Here is a 22444-nt window from a genome sequence, read left to right on the forward strand (position 1 = left end):
AGCACCGTCACGCGCACCTGCTGCGATCGGACGACGGCTGCCGCCTGGGGCTGCACGCCGGCAGCAGCACCGAGCAGGATCGGCGTGTCTCCTGCTCTGGTCTCAGGCGTTCTGACGCTTCGGCTCGCCGAGCCGGCCGCGATGGGCAAGGTCACCACGGAGGTAGCCGGTGCGGGGAGTTTCGCGTCCTTGGCGGGATCGAAGCGTTTGAACCGCCTGGGCGGATTCCCCTTCCTGGGTGTGGTGCGGGTGAACGGGATCGTCTTGGCGGCCGGAGCGGCCGGAGCGGACGCCTGCGCCTTGTCTGGAGAGGAAGCCGTGGCCAGGCCAGTGGGCAGCAGGCCCGCCACCAATACGCCTGCAGTCACAACTGCCGTGCGGCGAACGCTGCGAACAGCCCAGGCCGCCCGGCTGTGTCTCCGCCCCCATGTCCGCGCCATGCCGAGCATCCCCCTCTTTGAACCCGAGGGTGGCAACTCGGTTGCATCTCGGGTGATTTGAGTGCGCGTCAAAAGCGGTGGAACAGTCGATCAAGCCCCCCGCAGTCCATCACGCTAGGCGCTGAAGTCGACACAACTTGCAAAGATTCTCCACAGGGAGGACAAAGAAATCACTTCACGGGGAACGCAAGCTGACTCGCATCCGTCAAAAACGGACTGTGTGCGGACGCCGAACGATCAGTTGATGATGGACCCCGCGTCCACCGCCCTTGAGAATGCACCCCGGGACGGGGCCCACGGGGGGACCCGCCTGAGCTGCGAAGGACCCCAACCTTGATGTCCGCCACTCGCATATCCAGACACGGGCCAAGACGCCACACTGCAAGGTCCATTGCCGGCGTAGTGGTCAGCGCCCTGGCCGCCGGTTCCCTGGCCGTCACGGCACCAGCCCACGCTGTATCCGGCTCCAAGGCCACATCTTCCAGCACCGCCTCACCAAGCAATGACCCTGAACGCAGCCCCAGACGCCTCAATCTCACCGAGGCGGCGTCCGCACAAGCCAAGGCGACCGGAAAGCCGGTGATCGTCGACCAACTCACCGGCACCGGGACCCAAGTGGTGGCCAACCCGGACGGGACCTTCACACGCACCGACTCATCGATGCCTCAACGTGTCCAGCAGTCAGGCAAATGGGTCCCCGTCAACACCACCCTGGTGCAAAAGGCAGACGGAATGTGGGCACCCAAGGCGGCCGTTACCGACGTGGCCTTCTCTGACGGAGGCTCCGGGTCACTGGTCACCATGCGCAGCGGAGCGGACAAGCTGGGCTTTTCATGGCCTGGCACGCTGCCCAAGCCCGTGGTCTCCACCGACACCGCCACCTACCCGGATGTATTGCCCGGGGTCGACCTCCAACTGACCGCGGACGCCTCCGGATACTCCTCGATCCTCGTGATCAAGACAGCCGAAGCCGCTGCCGACGCAAAGCTGCAGAACCTCGCGCTGAACACCACCTCCACCCAGCTCAAGCTGGCCACCACCCCAGACGGCGGCGCACAAGCAACCGATGCGCACACCGGCAAGACGGTGTTTCACAGCGACACCGCGCTGATGTGGGACAGCAGCGGAACCAAGACCGACGACCGTGCCTTCACCCGGACGACGAACCTCTCTGTCGCCAAAGCCGAACATACGGCAGCGAGCAGGACCGGCAAGCACCGTGCCCAGGTCCATGTGGCCCTCAAGCAGGGCAAGCAACTCCTCGGGCTGGACAAGACCCTGCTCACGGCCAAAAGCACCACCTACCCGGTGTATGTGGACCCCGAGTGGAGCGGCAGGCCGTCCCAGCTGGAGTGGGCGAGGATCTCGGACAACGGGTGGAACGTCTACAACTCGACCTCCACGACGGGCGCGACCAACGCCCGCGAAGGCTGGGACAACACCTATCCGGGCAACGGCGAGCGGGCTCGCACCTACTACCAGATCAACACCAGCGGTATCAAAGGTGCGGTCGTCAGCCAAGCCTCGCTCTTCGTGAAGCAGCTCTCTGCTGCTTCGTGCTCGGACACCCCGGCCGCCGTCTACGGCACCGACCGCCCCGCCGGCTGGAACTCCTCCTCCCTGTACTGGAACCACGAGCCCGGCGGACGTACGGGCTCTTTGGGCAGTACCAATCCCAAGAGCCATGAAGCCGGCACCTGCCCGGTCACCGACGGCGCCAACTCGTGGGTCAGTCCGCCGTCGCTGGAGTTCGACGTGACCTCCAGAGCTCAGAGCGCCGCCGCCGGAAGCTGGAGCAGCATGACGCTGATGGTCCAGTCAGCCGACATGAACGACGCGCAGCAGTGGAAGCAGCTCGCCTATGGTGGCGGCGCCACGATGTCGGTCACCTACAGCTATCGGCCCAAGCTCAAGAACGGCACCGGCACTCCCGCCATCAAGCCCTCCACCGTGAGCGTGGGCAAGACGATGACCACCACCCACACCCCGACGTTGTCAGCCCGCGCGGTCGACCCCGATCTGGCCGGCGGGAGCGAGCTGGTGCGCATCGAGTACAACGTCTACAACTCCTCAGGCACCCTTGTAAGTCAGGGCTTCGGCCCCAACCTCGACTCCAAGAAACGCGCCCGCTACAACACCAACGGCAGCGACTGGACCACTCCCAGCCTGCCCGACGGCACCTACACCTGGAAAGCCACCGCACAGAACGCGGCCGGCTACTGGGCGGGCACCGGATCCGGAACCTGGACCAAAACCCAGAGCTTCACCGTGGACACCAGCGCACCGCCAGCGCCCACAGTGACCTCAAGCCAGTTCCCGCTCAAACAGATCGGCGCCGCCTTCGGCGACACCGGCACCTTCGTCCTGAGCAACAACCACACCAACAACATCACCGGCTACCTGTTCTCCCTTGACGCAACCCTGGGCAACACCGTGTACAGCAGCACCGGTGTCAACCATGTGACGACGAGCACGAAGGTCACGCCGGGCAAGATCTACTACGTCACCTCCGACAACGGCCCCGGCACCGGCACCTCGGTGATCAACGGCAGCGCCTCCCCCGCGCTCATCCCCGGCACTGCCGGACCCCACACGCTCTACGCCAAAGCCGTGGACCAAGCCGGATCGACGTCCATCTCCCAGACGTCCTACGCCTTCTACGCAGGCACCAGCACCCCCACCTACGCCTACGGCGACAAGATGGTCAGCGGCTGGACCGCGAACAACACCGACGGCACCACCACCGCCGTACCCAAGGCAACGACCACGAGCAGTGGCGGGCAGCTGATCAGCCAGGCAGCCGGCAGCGGTTACGCCTTCGCCGACGGCTACCAGGCCATGCTCGCCAACAAGAGCAGCACCTCGAAAGTCGTCAGCGGTGACAGCACCACCCTCAGCTTCGACGTCCCCAAGGACGGCCCCTGGAGCTTCGGTGCCAACCTGACCAAGGCCAAGGACTACGGCATCTACCGCCTGGTGCTGGACGCGGGCAAGCCCACCGAGTCCACCCTGATCAGCGGTTTCGACGCCTACAACTCGTACGTGACCACCCAGTTCGTCAATCTGGGCATCCCCAAGGACACGAACGGTCAGCTCCTCACGCTCAAGCAGGGCGTGCACACCCTGACCCTCACCCTAACCGGCAAGAACCCCAAGTCGACGGGCTACCAGGCCGGTATCGACGTGGTCCGACTGGGCCCGGCGCTGGCCTGCGCGATCGACGCCACCGGCAGCTGTCTGAACAACACCGCCACCAGCACCTTCACCACCACAACCAGCGCGGCTGACGCCGACGGATCCGGCAACAGCATCAACTCGACCGACCTGACGAGCGCATCTGGCTGGCAGAGCAACAAGACGGTCACGGTCGACGGCGCCACCGTCACGCTGCCGAAGTTCGGCACGGGCACCTACGACAACATGCTGGCCTCCGGCCAGACCGTCACCTTGCCGAGCAATGGCACCGTGAACAGTGGCGATGCTCTGGTCTTCCTCGCCTTCGCCACCGGGGGCACCGCCACCGGAGCCACGGGCATCATCACGTACGCGAAGAACAACTGTGTGAGCCAGGACAACCCATACGACCAGCCCTACAAACTGGACACTGTGCCCGACTGGATCACCGGTCCAGCTTCCGCAGCCTCGCTCACCCTGGTCCACGAGAACCACAGCAACAACACTCAGACCAGCCCGGCGTCCGGTCCCAAGGTCTACGCGATCACCGTCCCGCTGGACTGCCCCGGCTCGGTGATCAGCAGCATTTCACTCCCGCTGTTCACCAATGGCGTCCAAGCCGGCCAGCCCTCCCTGCACATCCTCGGGCTCGGCCTTCGGCCGATGACCCTCTCCGGTAGCGGGACCAGCTCCCAGCACTGGGTCGGCACCTGGTCCTCCGCTCAGGACACCGCCAAAGTGCAGCAGACGGGCGGCACCACCGCCACTGTCAACGGACAGACATTGCGGATCCCCGCGCGCGTCAGCATCGGCACCGACGACAGCAACGGCGTACGCGTCCACCTGTCCAACGCCATGGGCAACACCCCGGTGACCTTCGACGCAGCCTCCGTCGCGTTGCAGGACGCCACTGCCGGCGGCGCCACCGCAACCGCGCAGCCGACCGCACTCGCCTTCAACGGCTCTACCTCCGTCACCATCCCCGCGGGAGGCGACGTCGCCAGCGACCCCGTGGCACTGCACATGGACCAACAGGCAACCGTCCTGGTGAGCCTCCAGCTGCACGGCGCGGTGTCCGCCATGCCCGGTCACGATGTCGCCCAGACCCCCGTATGGATCAGCGGCGACACCGCCAATCACACTGGTGATGCCACGGCCGGCAACTTCACGAAGACGACCTACACCGGCCTGCCCTACCTGTCCGGCATCGACGTCACCACGTCCACCACCGCTCCCACAGGATCGCTGGTCCTATACGGCGACCAGAGCGTCAACGCGGACACCGCGACCGCCGACGGCCAGCACCACCTCAGTGATGCCATCACCAACGCGATCGTCGCGGACACCAACGGCGACAACTCTGTGGACTACGGCGTCCTCAACGCCGGCTCCAACAGCAACAGCCCGAACAACCTGCTTCCGCAGAGCACCGACAGCTCTCCGAGAAGCGCGCTGAACCCTCTGGACCGCAGCGTACTGGCGCAGGGCAACGTGCGAACTGTCCTTGTTTCCACCGGCGCTGCCGACCTGCTCAGCTGCAAGAGCGACAGCAGCGCCGACGCCTGCGCCACCAACGTGGAAAACGGCCTTGCCTCGCTTGGCAACCAGCTGAGTTCCTACAACACCGACGACAGCCAGATCAACGTCAGCCAGAACTCCGCCATCACCGTCTACTTCGCCACCATCCCGCCGTTCACCACCGCCCACCCCGGCACGGCGACCCAGGAGGCCGCCCGCCTGGAGGTCAATGACTTCCTCCGCAGCAGCTACCCCAGCCAGTACATCGACTTCGCGACGGCAGTCTCCGCGGACGGCACTCCTCAGTCCTCGACCGTGAAATCGGCTGACCTCTCGGGCGGCACCCCGTCCGACGCCTACTACTCCGACCTCGCCAACGAGTACCTCAACGACACCAACACCAAGGTGGACATCGCACCGAACCTGGTCGTCCCGCTCGCCACCGGCAGCGACACCCCCGAGGACGACTGGCAGCTGGCCACCGACGGCACCGACAGCAACACCGACAACCCGCTCGGCACCATCGGCGGCGCGTCCTTCAATTCCAACGGCCCGGACGCAGTCAACGCCAGCGCGGGCGCGGCGGCCTTCGACGGCAGCAGTGGGTTCCTGGGGAGCGACCACACCGCCATCAACACCCTTGCCGACTACACCGTCTCCGCATGGGTGAAGCTCGACTCGGCTTCCGGACCCGCCACAGCCCTCTGTGAGGGGACCAGTCAGCACCAGGCGTTCTACCTCGGCTACGACAGCGGCAACAAGGGCTGGATGTTCCAGACCACGACCACCAACGACCCCAGTTCCGACTTCCCCACCGCCGAGGGAGACACAGGCACAGGAGCATTGGGCACCTGGACCCACCTCCTGCTCACCTACACCACCCCTGTCGACGGAGACTCAAGCACTGGAGTGATGTCGCTCTACCAGAACGGCACCCTCATGGGGACGGACACCAACCTCACCCCGCAGTACGACTCCTCCATGCCCCTGACCATCGGCGGCTGCATCAACAGCACCGACACCACCACTCCGTACAACGCCTTTCCCGGCTCCGTCTCCGACGTCCACGTCTACCCATATGCGATGACAGCGAGCCAGGCCAGCGCAGGCAGCGTGATCGTGCCGAGTGGCTGGGACAAGGGCATGCCGGAGGACGAGTGGAAACTCGGCACCAACGGCACCGACACCGCAGCTCTCAACCCACTCACCGCATCCGGTAGCGCCGCCTTCGGCACCGACGCACCCAGCGGACTGCCCGGCAGCGTCGCCTTCGACGGCAGCACCGGCTTCCTCAAGAGCAAACAGAGCGCAGTAAATACCCTCGGCGACTACACCGTCTCCGCCTGGGTGAAGATCAACCAGGCACTCGGCACCACAGCCCTCTGCCAGGGCACGACACAACATCAGGCGTTTTACCTTTCCTACGACAAACCCAGCGGCGCCTGGATGTTCCAGACCACGACCACCAACGACGAAAACTCCAACTTCCCCACCGCGGAAGGAAACCCAGGCAGCGGCCCCGTCGGCACCTGGACCCACCTGGTTGCCGCCTACCGGGCCCCCGTAGCCGGGAACTCCAGCACCGGCTCCATGGCCCTCTACCAGAACGGCACCCTCATGGGGACAGCCACCAACCTCAGCCCCCAGTACGACTCCTCCATGCCCCTGACCATCGGCGGCTGCATCAACAGCGCCTCCGCCACGACCCCGTACCTGGCATTCCCCGGTTCCGTTGCCGACGTCCACGTCTACCCGCGAACACTCTCGGCGACCGAGGTCAGCGCACTGCACTAACCCGTACCCCCGTCGCAACGGCGCCCGCCGCTCCTGTCTCGACGACGGCCGAACCAGCGTTCAGCCGCCACCGACATCCTGCAAGGAGCGACGGGCGCCGCCCGCTATCGCCAGCCTGCCGCTGGACCCCGATCTCGAAGTGCCCGGCCCCATGGGAGATTCCGCATGACAGGAGCTGGTGAGGCGGTATCGACCACATACGTTCGGAGGTAAATCGAAGGCCCGGGAAGCAGTTCGCCCTGCACTCCCTGGTGTGGCACCAGTACACCGCGCCGCAGGCTTGTGGAGGCGCTGGCGGTCACCGTGCTCAGAAGCTTGGCTTCTTCTAGAGCCTGAAGTCGATTGCCTGGAGGCATCGTTGCGCTCCAGGCAACCCGAAATAACGGCTACACTCTGTGATTAACTGGAGCCCTCGCGCTACTGTCTGACACCCCAGGAGGTCTCTCCCGGACCAGTCGTGGACCAAACGGTGCCGAACGACATCACCCCACGAGCCGCCCGCTCATGAGCGCCGCGAGTCCATGTGAACGCCCTCCTGGCACCGCGTCAGTTCGAATGCCGGGCGTGCGTCCCATTACTCGCGCACCGACCGTCGTATTGGCTCTCAGCGGGTGACGTGTTTCATCTGTGTGATCAGGGGCGGGGGCTTCGCGTATCGCTGCGGCTGCGTCGCAGTTCCACGCCACCCGGACGTCGTGCGGGGCTGCTCCTCGCAGTCACGGACGTCACCTCCGACTTCCCGGGACCGGCTCGAGAGCACGGCCGAGCCGCCCCCGCGCGACCTCGTCGTCGAGTTCGATGGGGCACCACATCGGGTTCCGGCATGGCGGGCGGGGGCGGCGAGCGCTTCGGGGACACCGCCATCTGTCTGCCTGGCGAAGGAAGCTGCCTCGGGGCCCTCTCGGCCCACTTGCTCGTGAGCGCCGAGGGCACCCGCGTCTCGACCACTTCGAGTGGACCAACGCCGAGGCCCGCCGGGAGGTGACGAACGCCGGAAGACGCGACAGGGTGCACGAGGTCTTCTCCAGCACCGGGCGAACGGTTCGGCCACGGAAGGTGGTACCGCTTTCACCCCTGCCTGTCCCCGGCCGCCGGCGTGATCCGATCGTGCCGAGGCACCCGCTGCGGGTATCCCGCTCCGTCGGGAGAAGGAGATCACACGGGCAATGGATCACCCCCTCCCGCTGTCCGGGTACCGTCAGGGTATGAGTCATCCGCACCCTGAACTGAAAGCCGCCCCGCCCCTTCCCGAAGGAGGGCTGCGGGTCATCGCCCTGGGCGGCCTGGGTGAGATCGGCCGCAACATGACCGTCTTCGAGCATGCGGGCAAGCTGCTGATCGTCGACTGCGGCGTGCTGTTCCCGGAGGAGACCCAGCCCGGCGTGGACGTGATCCTGCCGGACTTCACCTCGATCCGGGACCGGCTGGACGACATCGTGGCCGTGGTCCTCACCCACGGCCACGAGGACCACATCGGCGGTGTGCCGTACCTGCTGCGCGAGCGGTCCGACATTCCCGTCGTCGGCTCCAAGCTGACGCTGGCGTTCCTGGAGGCCAAGCTCAAGGAACACGGCATCCGGCCGCGCACGGTGCGGGTACGGGAGGGCGACCGGCGTGGTTTCGGGCCCTTCGACTGCGAGTTCGTGGCGGTCAACCACTCCATCCCCGACAGCCTCGCGGTCGCGATCCGCACCCGGGCCGGGATGGTGCTGCACACCGGCGACTTCAAGATGGACCAGTTCCCTCTCGACGACCGCATCACCGATCTGCGCGCCTTCGCCCGCCTCGGCGAGGAGGGCGTGGACCTGTTCCTCACCGACTCCACCAATGCCGAAGTACCCGGCTTCACCACCTCCGAGCGTGAGCTGAACCCGGCGATCGAGCAGGTGATGCGCACCGCGCCGCGCCGGGTCATCGTCTCCAGCTTCGCCAGCCATGTGCACCGCATCCAGCAGGTCCTGGACGCCGCCCACCAGCACGGCCGCAAGGTCGCCTTCGTCGGCCGGTCGATGGTCCGCAACATGGGCATCGCCCGTGACCTGGGCTATCTGAAGGTCCCCTCCGGTCTGGTCGTGAGCACGAAGGAGCTGGAGAAGCTCCCGGACCACAAGATCACTCTGGTGTGCACCGGCTCCCAGGGCGAACCGATGGCCGCGCTGTCACGGATGGCCAACCGCGACCACATGATCCGCATCGGCAAGGACGACACCGTCCTGCTCGCCAGCTCCCTCATCCCCGGCAACGAGAACGCCATCTACCGGGTGATCAACGGACTCACCCGGTGGGGCGCCCACGTGGTCCACAAGGGCAACGCCAAGGTGCACGTCTCCGGGCATGCCAGCGCCGGCGAACTCGTCTACTGCTACAACATCGTCAAACCCCGCAACGTCATGCCCGTGCACGGCGAATGGCGCCACCTGCGGGCCAACGCCGACCTCGCCGTCCGTACCGGTGTCGACCCCGACCGGGTCGTCATCGCCGAGGACGGCGTCGTCGTCGACCTGGTCGACAAACGCGCATCCATCACCGGCAAGGTCCCCGCCGGCAACGTCTACGTGGACGGCATGGAAGTCGGCGGCGCCACCGAAGCGTCCCTCAAGGACCGCCTCACCCTCGCCGCCGAAGGCGTGGTCACGGTCGTGGCGATCGTCGACGCGGACACAGGCGCCCTCGCCGAGGCCCCCGACTTCCTGGCCCGCGGCTTCGTCCACGACGACACCACCTTCGAACCGGTCATCCCCGTCATCGAGAAGACCCTGGCCACCGCGGCCGAGGAAGGCGTCGGGGACGCACGCCAACTCGAACAACTCCTCGCCCGCGCCGTCGCGAACTGGGCATTCCGCACCCACCGCCGCAAGCCCCTCATCATCCCCGTCATCATCGACGCCTGAACCACAGCCCAGCAGCACGGTCGGTTCCGGCCGCGGCCCCGCCCGCGACGGACTTCCCGGGCGGTGCCGCCTCAGCGGCGGCCAGAGGCTGCCCCAGGTTCCAGATCCCCGCCACCCATGGCAACCTCCTATCGGTTGCCGCTCCTTCTTCCCCGGGTTCGCCCCTCGTCACCCACTACGTGCGTCACGCTCGCTGGCGGTTCTCTTTTGCGTGGAGTCCGGTTGACGCGTTGAGCCCGCCTGAGCTGCGAAACGGCGGTGCGGTCCCTCGACGGCCTCGTCCGTCGGCAGTGCATCGGTTGCCTCGGGTTCCAGCGTTCTGATCAGGCTGATGTCTTCGGCTGAGGCTTGCCACCCTCGGCGCGCAGTTGCTCGTTGATGCGCTGCGCCTCTTCGAGCTGGTCTTCGAGGATGACGATGCGGCAGGCGGCCTCTATGGCGGTGCCCTGGTCGACGAGTTCGCGGGCGCGGGCGGCGATGCGCAGCTGGTACCGGGAGTAGCGGCGATGGCCGCCATCGGAGCGCAGCGGGGTGATCAAGCGGTGTTCACCGAGGGCACGGAGGAAGGCAGGGGTGGTGCCGAGCATCTCGGCGGCTCGGCCCATGGTGTAGGCGGGGTAGTCGTCATCGTCGAGAGGGCCGACGGGACGGGAACCGGCAGGCGGCATAGACCTCTTCTTTCGGGGACGCGTCGGGGGGCCCGGGTGCCAGTACGGCACCCGGGCCCCGAGCTTTCAACACCATCTACCGGCGCGCTGCGCCGACCTTCTTTTTCCGCAGGTGCCGCCTGGGAGGGCGGGGTTGCGGGGATCGCGAATGCGTGACCGGGGACCACCTTCCAATCCGGGGCCTTGCGGTACCCGGGCGAACCACTTCCTCGCCCGGGCGATCCTGATGGCGTTCTGCTCCTACCTTTCGATTACGCGGATACCGCGGGTGCTGCTCACAGCCCCGCTGGGGCCGTGTCCTTCTGGTCTACCTGCACAGCAGTTCGTGCCTGCTGTGCCCACTTCGACTTCTGGGTACGAAGACAACGCTAACCCTGTGACGGCGGAATGTCTACTGTCGCCATGACAGTATTTCTCCATGGAGTGTGCGTCTGCTTCTACCGCAGGTACATCAGGAAGAGTGCTCACTCGAATGGCGGTCCCCGCTTCCCGTACAGAAGTCCTCGGTGGGACCGGCCCAGTGCTCGCCCACGCTGAACGCCGTCCCAAGCCGCGTACGTCCACCGCCACAACCCCGCGCCGAGGCCCAGATCAGGACCGATCTCCGACTGGAGATCCTGCGAGACGTGGCCGCGCACGAGCCAAGTTCAGAGTGTCCTTCGGCTGGCGCCGGGGATGGGCTCAGACATCCAGGAGGATCCGGGCCGTGATGCGTTTGCCGACCGCTTCCCGATCGACGGTGAGATCCTGTGCGATGGCCTCACGATCTCCGGACAGCGCCGACCCACCCGTTGCGGGTCTGCTCGCCAGGCTGTCGGCAGCAGGGGATCAGTGTCCGCCGACGCAACGAAGTGGAGCGGACGATCAATCGGCTGAAGATGTTCCGTGCGGTCGCGACCCGCTATGACAAGAGGGCCTACATCTTCCACGGGACGGTCACTGTCGCCTCGGTCCGGCTTTGGCTGCGCCGGTGAGGATCGTGTGGACCTACTCCACCAGGCGTTCGGCGTCTTCCGGGACCCACGGGAAGGGCACGTCAGGCCACCGAGCGGCAGCCCACGCGCCGAGATCGACGGCGAGAACGGCGTCGATGAAAACCTCAGGCGGTTGGTAGCCGTGAACGGTGATGTAGTGGGTGACCAGGAGCGGGGCGGCGTAGGCGATGCCGACCTCACCCGGGATCCGTACCTCCCCGTTCCCTTCCGGAGCCTCGGCCTCAGGACACAGGTCGCATTCGTGGACACCGAGGCAGACGTTCATCCACTGGACCTGCTGGATGGCCTGCAACTTCTCCACGAAGCCTGCGGGAACAGGCCCTGTCGAGTATGGCTTGCGGGCCTCCAGCCATCCGACATTCAGGCGGATGTACTCAGGGCGATACCAGAGCTCGTAGAGCGACTCCCTGTCACCGAACGCGTCCTCGTTCCGGTAGGTGTACTCGCTGAGATCTTCGTAGAACACCCGCACATCATCGCCGCACGCTGCGTTGACGACTACGCACTTCCATGACCAATCGGACACTGCCTAGGGCGGGGCCGTGACGTGGTCGAGTCGGTCGCGACACGTGAAACGCTGGATTCGCTGCCGCACGAGGAACACGACTGACTCTCCGGTGGAGAGGCGCCTATAGAACAGGCGTACAGTGCGCTCGTCCTATTCGATCTTCAGGGATAATTTCAGAAGGGACCGAGGTGAACAAACGCCTCAAACGGCTGCTGGTGGCGGCGGGGACCATGGCGCTGGCGGCAGTGTCACTCACCGCACCTGCGCAGGCCGCCACCACGTCGGCGAGCGCATGCCCGTCCGGCTACCTGTGCGGATGGAGCGGTACGAACGAGACCGGCTCCATGATGAAGACCCGCACCAACATGACCACGATGGGCACGTGGGACAACAAGATCCGCTCCTACTGGAACCGCACGTCCAGCGTTTCCTGCCTCTACACCGACCCGAACTACAACGGCACCTTCTTCGCCGACCCACCGGGCAACGGCGCCGACTACGACTCGAGCCTCGACAAGGCGATCAGCTCCATCAAGTTCGTTCCCAACGAGCGCGAGTGTGCCGGTACGCCCTACGCCGAGTGGTACGCGGAGGCCGGCCCCAACGCCGCCCGATTCGGCGACCTGAACGGTGATGGTCGCGCGGACCTGCTGTCCCGGGACCGCAGCGGTCGGCTCTGGTTCGTCTCCGGCACCGGGAACGGCACGCTGATCGGCGGCGGCTGGAACTCCATGACCGCCCTCACCCGGCACGGCGACCTCACCGGCGACGGCCACGAAGACCTGATCGCCCGCGACTCCTCCGGCGAGCTGTGGCTCTACCCGGGCAACGGCCAGGGCAAGTTCGGCGCCCGCAAGGACCTCGGCGGCGGCTGGAAGTCGATGGCCACCATCACCGCCACCGGTGACCTCAACGGCGACGGGCGAGGCGACCTGCTGGCTCGCGACTCCGCCGGCACCCTGTGGCTCTACGCAGGCACCGGCCACGGCACCTTCGGCGCCCGCAAATCCCTGGGCGGCGGCTGGAAGCCCATGAACGCCCTCACCGCTCTGGGCGACCTCAACGGCGATGGCCACGGCGACCTCCTCGCCCGCGACACCTCCGGCAACCTGTGGCTGTACCCCGGCAACGGCCACGGCTCCTTCGCCGCCCGCAAGCTCATCGGCAGCGGATGGGGCCAGATGTCGACCTTCCTCAGCGTCGGCGACGTCAACGGCGACGGTCACAACGACCTGGTCGCCGCCACGCAGGACGGCTACGACAACCCCAACGCCACGTCGACAGCGGACGAGCTACGGCTCTACGCGGACAACGGCAAGGGCTCCTTCGCCAAGTACCAACTGCTGAACCACAGCTGGTACGACCTCAACGGCGGCTTCTGAACGCGGCCCGTTTAGGGGAGGACAGCCCTGGAGGGGCCCACGCTCCAACGGTCGGCAAGGGAGAACCTCGCGCATCATCGGTCCACCGCCTCTCACGCGATTCCGCGACCCGTCGGACACGACCTAGGTGGTGGGCCTGCCGACTAGCCCGGGCCGGCGAAGTCCATGACCGTGCCACCGTGACGGAGGGGAACCGCTCGTCCTATTGTTACCGCGCTACGCCGCTCCTCCAACGGTGCTCACCTGTCAGGGAAAACACCGTGAGCCCGACGGCAAGGCCGGCCTCCATGCCCGGAGAAGGTCCGGACGGATGCCGTCGGGCTGTACCGCGCAGTTGGCGGCGATCGCAGCTCACGAAGCGTCCCGGTAGAGCGGGTTGGGGACTCGATCGTGCCGAGCTACCGCCCCTGGCCATGTTCTGCGTCACCCACCGGGGGGGACTCACCTGCGCAGAATAGCTGCAGGTGAGTGCGCTTTGGGGGCGACTCCAACAGCTGATGGTCAGTCAGATTTATCCTGACCGACCCTCAGCTGTTCCGCTTCTGCGCAGGTCGGGGCTGGTCTGGGTTTCTGCGCAGGTGGGTCCCCCGGGGGGCACCCAGGACATGGGAACGATGCTTCCGCCGGTCTTGGTGCGCTGCTTCATGCACTCGGGCCTGGGGGATTGGGCTGTGACTCTGCGTTGCCGTCTGGTTCCCTGTTGCGCTCCGCACAGCCGGGGTGCGTGTACAGCCACGCGAGGAGATCACGGATGGCTTCGCCCTGCTTGATCGCCAGCTGCTCACCTTCGGTCCATCCACGAAGACGTACTCGATGACGACCTCGGGCGGTTCTCTGCGTCTCACCCTCGTAGCCTGCACCGTGGCGCCGGCCGTTCGCGTGAGCTGGAAGAGTTGCAGCGTTCCGGGACAGTGCCTGACGCCGGCGGGGTGGTCTACGACCGTCAGGGTTTCGATGCGCTTCACCGTCACACGGGCGCTGCACCCGGTCACGTCCATGTGCCTCGCCCGCAGGGCGCCGTACTCGCTGGAGCGGGCAGTGTGCTCGCTCCCACCATGGCCAGGGCGGGGACCCAGCTGGGGCGCGTTGAGCGGCTCACCGGACGGCTCGAGCCCAACGTCGCCGTCTGATCCGGCACACACGGCCACACAGGCTTCAGCGGCCCCGTCTTTCCGCACGCGGCGGCTCTGCCGCCGGCGTGATCGCGGGCCCTCAACGCGAACCGCCCCCGACGCGATTGCAGCTCGCGGAGGTGTCGCAGGACTTCCTCACTACGGCCTACGCGGCCACGAATGGCCTGAGATATGTCTCTTTCGCCCTGCTTAACGAGGACGAAACGGCGGCCGCCGCATTCCGTAAAGAGGGTTCGCGACGATCGGGCACTTACACCGTCCAGCGCAACATCCCGCAACATCCGGAGCCAGATCGCGTGACTACTACAGAATCCGCCCACACGCCTCTCGACGGTCCCGGCACGGGCGCCACTCCCGAGCCCAAGCGCCTGCGCACCGGGGCGCTGGGCATGTGGGGCGTCGTCTTCACCGTGCTGGCCACCGCCGCTCCCATCACCGCCATGACGGGCAACGTGCCCATAGCGATAGGCTCCGGAGCCGGCACGGGGACCCCGGCCACCTTCATCTTCTGCACCGCCGTTCTGGTGATCTTCACCATCGGCTACTCCGCGATGGCCCGGCACATCACCGCCACCGGCGCCTTCTACGGTTTCATCACCCGCGGCCTGGGCCGGGTCGCCGGGCTGGCCAGCGGCCTCATCGCGGCCCTTGCCTACGTGGTCTTCGAGGGTTCGCTGATCGGGATCTTCGCGTCCTTCTTCAAGACGGACGTGGAGACCTTCGGCGGGCCGAAACTGAGCTGGATCGTCTACGCGCTCTTCGGCATCCTCGCCATCGCGGTACTCGGCTACTTCGACATCGAGCTCTCCGGGAAGGTGCTGGGCGTCTTCCTGGTCGCCGAGGTACTGATCCTGCTGCTGATGGGCGGCTCGGTGCTCTTCCACGGCGGCGGCCCCGACGGGCTGATGACCGGCTCCCTCGACCCGGCAGGCGGTTTCACCGCGGTGGCCGGCGGCAGCGTGGCGATCGGTCTGTTCTTCGGTTTCTGGTCGTGGGTGGGCTTCGAGACCACCGCGGTCTACGGCGAGGAGTCCCGCAACCCGACCCGGATCATCCCGCGCGCCACCCTGCTCGTCGTCATCGCGCTCGGCGCGCTCTACACCTTCGTCTCCTGGATGACCATCGCGGGCAACGGCGCGCACAACGCCGTCACCATCGCCCAGGGCCGTACCGGCAACCCCTTCGATCTCTTCTTCGGCATCACCCAGAAGTTCGTGGGCGTCTGGGCCAAGGACCTCTACCAGGTCCTGACCGTCACCGGCTCCTTCGCCTGCGCGCTGGCCTTCCACAACTCGGCCTCCCGCTACCTCTACGCGATCGGCCGCGAGGGCCTGCACAAGGCCGTCACCCCGCTCGGCGCCACCCACGACAAGCACAAGTCCCCGTGGGTCGCCTCGATCGTGCAGTCCGTGATCACCCTGCTCATCACCTTGTACTTCTTCCTCTTCCAGGCCCCCAGCAAAGCCGCGCCGGACGTGCCGTACTACTACGAGTTCGGCCTGCTGGCGATCATGGGCACGATGGGGATCCTCATCGTCCAGGCGATCTGCTCCGTCTCGGTGATCTGGTACTTCCACGGCGGCAAGCGCCACCCGGAGACCCGTAGCTGGTGGCGGACCCTGCTCTGTCCGGCGGTGGGCGCGGCGGGCATGGCCTACGTCGTCTACCTGCTGTTCAGCAACCTCTCCTTCGCGGCGGGCGCCGCCTCCAACAGCCCCGTCTACACGCTCACCCCCTACCTGGTGATCGGTGTGGGCGTGCTGGGCGCGGTGACAGCGCTGGTGCTCCGGTCCACCGACCGGGCGCGCTACGAGCAGATCGGCAGCACCGTGCTGGCCGAGTCCCACGAGCGCTGAAAGCCCCTCATGCGTACCGCAGAGAGAGTTCGGAGAGGTTGACAGTATGGTCTACCGCGGCACCCTGCGGGGCGAGCGGTTCACGTTCGCCACGCTGCCCGAGCTGCTGGCCAAGGCGAACGAGGTGAAGTCGGGTGACCAGCTCGCCGGACTCGCCGCACGCAGCGAGCGGGAGCGAGTAGCGGCCAAGCTCGCCCTGGCCGACGTACGGCTGGCCGAGATCGCCGCGACTCCCGTCGTGGAGGACGCCGTGACGGAGGCGGTCTCCGTGCCCGCCGACCCGGCGCGCTTCGCGGAGATCGCCTCGCTCACCGTGGGTGAACTGCGCGAGTCGGTCCTGGAGCCGGACTTCCATCGGCGGTGGTCGGGCGGGCTGCGCGCGGCGATCACCCCGGAGATCGCCGCCGCCTGCGCCAAGCTGATGAGCAATCTGGACCTGGTGGTGGCGGCCGCCCCGCTGCGCCGTACCACCCGCTGCCGTAACACCATGGGCGGTGCGGGCGTCTTCGGCTCTCGTATCCAGCCCAACCATCCCACCGACAGCGTGCGCGGCATCATGCTGTCCGCGCTGGACGGCCTGGCCTTCGGCTGTGGCGACGCGATGATCGGCGTCAACCCGGCCACCGAGTCCGTGCCGGTGATCGGCGAGGTGCTGCGCGGCGTGCACGAGTTGATCGCCCGGCTGGGCATCCCCACCCAGTCCTGCGTGCTGGCGCACATCACGACCCAGCTGGCCGCGCTGGAGGCGGGCGCACCCGTGGATCTGCTCTTCCAGTCGGTCGCCGGGACGGAGGCGGCCAACGCGAGTTTCGGCATCGACCTCGGCCTGCTCGCCCGCGGCCGGGAGGCTGTGCTCGCCCACCACGCCGAACGGGCGGGCGAGTTCGCCGGCGAGCAGGTGATGTACTTCGAGACCGGCCAGGGCAGTGCGCTCTCCGCCGAGGCCCACCACGGCGTCGACCAGCTCACCCTGGAGGCGCGGGCGCAGGCGGTGGCCCGGCTCTACGACCCGTTCCTGGTCAACTCGGTGGTCGGCTTCATCGGGCCGGAGTACCTGGCCGACTCGGTGCAGATCACCCGCGCAGGCCTGGAGGACCATTTCGTCGGCAAGCTGATGGGCGTGCCGACCGGCGTGGACGTCTGTTACACCAACCACGCGGACGCCGATCAGAACTCCAACGACAACCTGCTGGTGCTGCTCGCCTCTGCCGGGTGCACCTTCGTGATGGCCATCCCGGCCGGGGACGACGTGATGCTCAACTACCAGACCACCAGCTACCACGACGTGGTGAGTGTCCGCCGGACGCTGGGCCTGCGCACCGCTCCGGAGTTCGAGTTCTGGCTGGCCGAGATGGGCATCTCCTCCGACGGCCGCCCCGGCGGCAAAGCGCACGCCCTGCCGACCAGCCCGGCCGAGCTCGCCTCCGCGTTGGAAGGCAGTGGAGCCCTGCGCGAACTCCTTCCCGGGGGTGTGGCGTGACGGAGCACCTGGAGCTCTGGGCCCCTTCGGCCGGACCGACGTCCGCGGAGCGAACCGCTGCCTGGCTGCGCGCGACGACCCCCGCCCGCATCTTCGCCGGCCGGGCGGGCAGTTCCTACCGCACCGCCACCCTGCTCGCCCTGCGCGGCGACCATGCGGCCGCGCGGGACGCGGTCTCGGCACCGCTGGACCTCGACGGCCCTGGGATGGCCGCGCTGGCCGACCGCTTCCCCTGGACGGTGGTCGCCACCATGGCCGACTCCCGGCACCGCTACCTGCGCCGCCCCGACCTGGGCCGGCGCCTCACCCCGCAGGCGCGGCAGGCGATCCGGGCCGAGCACGGTCCCGGCCCGGACGTGCAGCTCGTGATCGGCGACGGGCTGTCCTCCACCGCCGTACTCGCCCAGGTGCCGTCTCTCCTGCCGCTGCTGCACGAGGGCTGCGCGGCGCGCGGCTGGTCGGTGGGCCGTCCGATCGTGGTGCGGCAGTGCCGGGTCGGCGTGCTCAACGAGATCGGCGAGCTGCTGGACCCGGCGGTGGTCGTGCTGCTGATCGGTGAACGCCCGGGCCTGGCGACGGCGGAAAGCCTTTCCGCGTACCTGGCGTACCGGCCGCGTCCCGGGCACACGGACGCGGACCGCAACCTCCTCTCCAACATCCACCGCGCGGGGATTCCGGTGCGGGAAGCCGCGAGCCGGATCGTCGGGCTGGTGGATACGCTGATGGCCGAAGGGCGGAGCGGAGTGGCCGTCAAGGAGGCCGCTGCACTGGAGAGCTGACCAAGCGCCCAGCTGGACGTGCCACGATGTGCCGCCGATCGTCTGTGGCGCCGTCGTGGCCAGGGCCTGTCTGATGGGTCGCGGGTGATCCGTCGTCTTGGAGGGCGGGGCTCGTCAGATGGTCACGGCTTCGCCCGGCTGCAAGGGGCATATCAGACACAGCCCCGCGCCCCTTCAGGGGGCTGCCGAACCGCAGCGGACTTCGCCCGACGTGCTCGGTGTCGGGTGACGCGTCATGAAGGGGTCGGCCGGAGGGCCGGGAGTGATTCCCGGCCCTCTGTCGCGTTCAGGCAACCTGTGTGAATTCCACGGTCACCTCCGGCGGCCCGCCCGCCACCCCCCGGTACACGCCCTTGTGCGGGGGCACGTCGTCGTAGTCGCGGCCGCGGCCGACCACCACGTGGGACTCGTCGGCGCGGGTGCGGTTGGTCGGGTCGTAGCCGCACCAGCCGCCCGCCCAGTACTCGATCCAGGCGTGGCTCTGGCCGGCGACCGGGCGGTGGAGCTCGGCCTCCTTCTCCGGGTGCAGGTAGCCGGAGACATAGCGGGACGGCAGCCCCAGGCCCCGCAGCAGGGCGATGGTGACGTGGGCGATGTCCTGGCAGACGCCGGTGCCCTGCTCCCAGGCCTCGGCGGCGGAGGTGGTCACGCCGGTGGTGCCGGGCAGGTACGACACCCGGTCGGCGACCAGCGAGGAGACGGCGACGGCTATCTCGTGCGGGTCGAGGCCCGCCGTGACGTCCCGCGCGTGGGCGATCAGCTCCGCCGGGACCGTCGTACGCACCGTCGGGTTCGCGAACTCCAGCAGACGGGAGCGCGTGGTGCGTTCGGCCACCTCCGCCCAGCCGGGCGGCTCGGGAAGCGGACCGGGCGGGGCCGTCTCGACCAGGCTGGACGCGGTGATGGTGAGGTCGGAGTGCGGGTCCATCAGGTCGAAGCCGGTCACCTGGGTGCCCCAGTAGTCCCAGTACGACCAGGTCGCGGCCGCCGGGCCGACGGTCACCCGGCCGTCCAGAGTGGTCTGGCCGGGCAGCGTCAGCGGGGTCATGCGGACCTCGTTGTGCGAGGAGACGGCGGCCTGCGCGTAGGAGACGCGGGTGACGTGCCGGATGCGGAGGCGGCGGATTCCCTTGCTGGTCACGCTCACGCCCCTTCCTGGGCCCACTCGACGGCCCCTTGGTACGGGAAGAACCGTTCCGCCACCGCGTCGGCGGACGTCATGCAAGCCTGCTGCAAGTCCCGCAGCAGTACCGGTAGTTGTTCCTCAAGGGCGTTCGAGTCCAGGTACTCAAGGCGGGTACGCAGGCGGCCGATCGGGCGGCGTGCCGGGTCCTGGCGCGGGCGGCCCAGCGCGGTCAGGCATTCCTCGGCCGTGGTCAGCGCATGCAGCGCCGAGCGCGGGAAGTCCCGGTCCAGAAGCAGGAATTCGGCCACGCGCGGGGTGTCGCCGAAACCGCCGTACACGCGCGCGTACGCCTCGTCGGCGCCGCTCGCGCTCAGCAGCGTCGGCCAGTCCGGTGCGTGCGCCGCGTCCAGCACGCGCACGCTCAGCAGCCGTACGGTCATGTCGACCCGCTCCAGACTCCGGCCCAGGATGACGAACCGCCAGCTGTCGTCCCGGCTCATCGTGGAGTCGGCGAGCCCGAAGAAGAGGGCCGCGCGGCGCCGGACGAGCTCCAGATAGGCGTACGGGCCCGTACGGCGGGCCGCGAGCCGCTGGTCGGCGAGGGCGTGCCAGGTGGAGTTGAGGCACTCCCACATCTCCGAGGAGACGGCCTCACGGGCGCTGCGGGCATTGAGCCGGGCGGCGCCCAGCGCACCCTCGATGGAACCGGTCGAGCGGGCGTCGAACGCGAGCTGGTCCAGCACCTGCTGCATGTCCACCGGTTCCGCCCCCGCGTCCACGCCGAGGATCGCGTACAGCGACCGGCAGGCCACGTCCTCGTCGCGCCAGGGGTCCTCCAGCATGCGGTGCAGATAGGCGTCGAGGATCCGGCCGGTGGCGTCCGCCCGCTCGACGTACCGCCCGGTCCAGGTCAGCGCCTCCGCTATCCGGGAGAGGATCACGTCGTTCACTGCTGCTGCGCCCCTTCCTGTACGACCGTGGTGGTGCCGTCGGGACCCAGCTGGCGGGGAGCGACCTCGGGCGGATCACCGGAGCCGACGGAGGCCGGCCGCTCGGCGGGGCCCTCGGCGAGTACCCAGGTGTCCTTGGAGCCGCCGCCCTGGCTGGAGTTGACGATCAGGTTGCCCTCCTGGAGGGCGACGCGGGTGAGGCCGCCGGGCAGCACCCAGACATCGTTGCCGTCGTGCACGGCGAACGGGCGCAGGTCGATGTGGCGCGGCGCCATCCCCTCGCCGGCGAGGGTGGGGGAGGTGGACAGGGCGACGGGCCGCTGCGCGATGAAGCCGCGCGGGTCGGCGATGACGGCTTTGCGGGTGCGTTCGAGGGTGTCGGGATCGGCCTTCGGCCCGATGACGATGCCCTGACCGCCCGCTCCGTCCACGGGCTTGACGACTAGCTGCTCGATCTGGTCGAGGACCGCCTCCAACTGCCCCGGTTCGTCGGGCCGGTAGGACTCCACATTGGGCAGGACCGGTTCCTCGGACAGGTAGTACCGGATCAGATCCGGGACGTAGGTGTAGAGCAGCTTGTCGTCCGCGATCCCGTTTCCGACGGCGTTCGCGAGCGTGACGTTGCCGGCCATCGCCGCGTTCATGATCCCCGGGCATCCGATCACCGAGTCGGGCCGGAAGTGCAGCGGATCGAGGAAGTCGTCGTCCAGACGCCGGTACACGACGTGGACGGGCACCTCGCCGCGCGTGGTCCGCATCCACACGCGGTTGTTCCGGCACAGCAGGTCGTGTCCCTCCACCAGCTGCACGCCCATCAGCCGGGCGAGCAGGGCGTGTTCGAAGTAGGCCGCGTTGTTGGGCCCGGGGGTCAGTACCACGACCCTGGGGTCGGTGGTGCCGTCGGGCGCGGCGGCGCGCAAGGCAGCCAGCAGGCGGTGCCCGTAACCGTCGACGGGCAGCACATGCTGCTCGGCAAAAAGGGAGGGGAAGATGCGGGTCATCGCACGCCGGTTCTCGATCACGTACGACACCCCGCTGGGCACCCGTACGTTGTCCTCCAGCACCCGGAAGTCCCCGGCCTCGTCGCGCACGAGGTCGATGCCGGCGACGTGGATGCGCACGCCCCCAGGAGGCTCGATTCCGTGCGCGACGCGGTGGAAATGGGGGGAGTTGAGGAGCAGCCGCCAGGGCACGACGCCGTCCTCGAAGGCACGGCAGGGACCATAGGCGTCGGCGAGATAGGCCTCCAGGGCCCTGACTCTCTGGCCGACGCCGCGTTGTATGAGATCCCATTCGAGGGCGTCGAGGATGCGCGGCACGAGGTCCAGCGGCCACGGCCGCTCCTCGCCCGCGAAGGCGTACGTCACACCACGGTCGGTGAACGCCCGGGCCATCTGGTCGGCTCTGAAACGCAGTTCACTCGGTGCGATCGGCTGCAGCGCCGCCAGTACCGGCTCATAGGCGGTCCTGACCTCACCCGGCCGCACAAACATCTCGTCCCACGCGTCGGCCAACGCGTACGCGTCAAATATATCCGCCATGAAGGGACATTAAGTGCGGCTCGTAACGCGACGATCTCTACGTGATTTCCGGCAGCGCACTCGCGGCCGCCAGCCTGCGGGGTGCCAAAAGTCTCGGGCGCACCCGGAGTGCGGATGGCCGGATGTCCGGGGTGTGCGGGGTGACCGCGCCGGGGGCCGGCCCTGACCGCTCAGGTTCGCCGGGTTCGGCTTTGCTCTAGGATCCGATG

The 22444-nt window shown here is 67.9% G+C and carries 11 protein-coding genes and 1 pseudogene; 7 read left to right on the top strand and 5 right to left on the bottom strand.

What is annotated here, in order from left to right; genetic code table 11:
• Positions 1-1241: 1241 nt before the first annotated feature.
• Positions 1242-6926, top strand: coding sequence for a LamG-like jellyroll fold domain-containing protein (locus tag ACFC8N_RS16580; RefSeq protein WP_376288542.1), 5685 nt, complete (start codon positions 1242-1244; stop codon positions 6924-6926).
• A gap of 1205 nt (positions 6927-8131) precedes the next feature.
• Positions 8132-9817: a ribonuclease J gene (locus ACFC8N_RS16585; RefSeq protein ID WP_376288543.1), complete on the top strand. Its 1686-nt coding sequence runs from the start codon at positions 8132-8134 to the stop codon at positions 9815-9817.
• A gap of 323 nt (positions 9818-10140) precedes the next feature.
• On the opposite strand, the gene ACFC8N_RS16590 is transcribed toward ACFC8N_RS16585, so the two are convergent.
• Positions 10141-10485, bottom strand: a complete 345-nt coding sequence (locus ACFC8N_RS16590; protein WP_265566022.1) for a MerR family transcriptional regulator — start codon at positions 10483-10485, stop codon at positions 10141-10143.
• A gap of 836 nt (positions 10486-11321) precedes the next feature.
• Here ACFC8N_RS16590 and ACFC8N_RS16595 point away from each other — a divergent pair.
• Positions 11322-11459 (top strand): annotated as a pseudogene (locus ACFC8N_RS16595) (IS5/IS1182 family transposase); the annotation flags it as partial.
• A gap of 13 nt (positions 11460-11472) precedes the next feature.
• Here ACFC8N_RS16595 and ACFC8N_RS16600 read toward each other — a convergent pair.
• Positions 11473-11946: a hypothetical protein gene (locus ACFC8N_RS16600; protein WP_376288544.1), complete on the bottom strand. Its 474-nt coding sequence runs from the start codon at positions 11944-11946 to the stop codon at positions 11473-11475.
• A gap of 230 nt (positions 11947-12176) precedes the next feature.
• On the opposite strand from ACFC8N_RS16600, the gene ACFC8N_RS16605 reads away from it, so the two are divergent.
• The 4 genes from ACFC8N_RS16605 (at position 12177) to eutC (ending at position 18618) form a co-directional block, all read left to right on the top strand.
• On the top strand, positions 12177-13370 hold the full coding sequence (locus ACFC8N_RS16605) for an FG-GAP-like repeat-containing protein (protein WP_376288545.1): 1194 nt from the start codon (positions 12177-12179) through the stop codon (positions 13368-13370).
• A gap of 1429 nt (positions 13371-14799) precedes the next feature.
• On the top strand, positions 14800-16359 hold the full coding sequence (locus ACFC8N_RS16610) for an APC family permease (protein ID WP_376288546.1): 1560 nt from the start codon (positions 14800-14802) through the stop codon (positions 16357-16359).
• Positions 16360-16405: 46 nt separating this feature from the next.
• Positions 16406-17839, top strand: a complete 1434-nt coding sequence (gene eutB, locus ACFC8N_RS16615; RefSeq protein ID WP_376288547.1) for an ethanolamine ammonia-lyase subunit EutB — start codon at positions 16406-16408, stop codon at positions 17837-17839.
• Complete coding sequence (gene eutC / locus ACFC8N_RS16620; RefSeq protein ID WP_376288548.1) at positions 17836-18618, top strand: ethanolamine ammonia-lyase subunit EutC; 783 nt, start codon at positions 17836-17838, stop codon at positions 18616-18618. The genes eutB and eutC overlap by 4 nt, the downstream gene beginning before the upstream one ends.
• A 286-nt stretch (positions 18619-18904) precedes the next feature.
• On the opposite strand, the gene ACFC8N_RS16625 is transcribed toward eutC, so the two are convergent.
• The 3 genes from ACFC8N_RS16625 to ACFC8N_RS16635 are packed head-to-tail and all read right to left on the bottom strand — an operon-like array spanning position 18905 to position 22235.
• The gene (locus ACFC8N_RS16625) at positions 18905-19759 is read right to left on the bottom strand and encodes a transglutaminase domain-containing protein (protein WP_376288549.1); all 855 of its coding nucleotides are present in this window, start codon (positions 19757-19759) and stop codon (positions 18905-18907) included.
• A gap of 2 nt (positions 19760-19761) precedes the next feature.
• On the bottom strand, positions 19762-20694 hold the full coding sequence (locus ACFC8N_RS16630; RefSeq protein ID WP_356032514.1) for an alpha-E domain-containing protein: 933 nt from the start codon (positions 20692-20694) through the stop codon (positions 19762-19764).
• The gene (locus ACFC8N_RS16635) at positions 20691-22235 is read right to left on the bottom strand and encodes a circularly permuted type 2 ATP-grasp protein (RefSeq protein WP_351607113.1); all 1545 of its coding nucleotides are present in this window, start codon (positions 22233-22235) and stop codon (positions 20691-20693) included. Before ACFC8N_RS16635 ends, ACFC8N_RS16630 begins: the two co-directional genes overlap by 4 nt.
• Positions 22236-22444: the final 209 nt, after the last annotated feature.

It is taken from the genome of Streptomyces sp. NPDC055966, assembly GCF_042269865.1.
Lineage (GTDB): Bacteria > Actinomycetota > Actinomycetes > Streptomycetales > Streptomycetaceae > Streptomyces.

Coding starts and splice junctions, on each gene's coding strand:
- eutB (WP_376288547.1), top strand. CDS start 16,406: ATGGTCTACCGCGGCACCCTGCGGGGCGAGCGGTTCACGTTCGCCACG.
- ACFC8N_RS16590 (WP_265566022.1), bottom strand. CDS start 10,485: ATGCCGCCTGCCGGTTCCCGTCCCGTCGGCCCTCTCGACGATGACGAC.
- ACFC8N_RS16580 (WP_376288542.1), top strand. CDS start 1,242: ATGCGCAGCGGAGCGGACAAGCTGGGCTTTTCATGGCCTGGCACGCTG.
- ACFC8N_RS16585 (WP_376288543.1), top strand. CDS start 8,132: ATGAGTCATCCGCACCCTGAACTGAAAGCCGCCCCGCCCCTTCCCGAA.
- ACFC8N_RS16635 (WP_351607113.1), bottom strand. CDS start 22,235: ATGGCGGATATATTTGACGCGTACGCGTTGGCCGACGCGTGGGACGAG.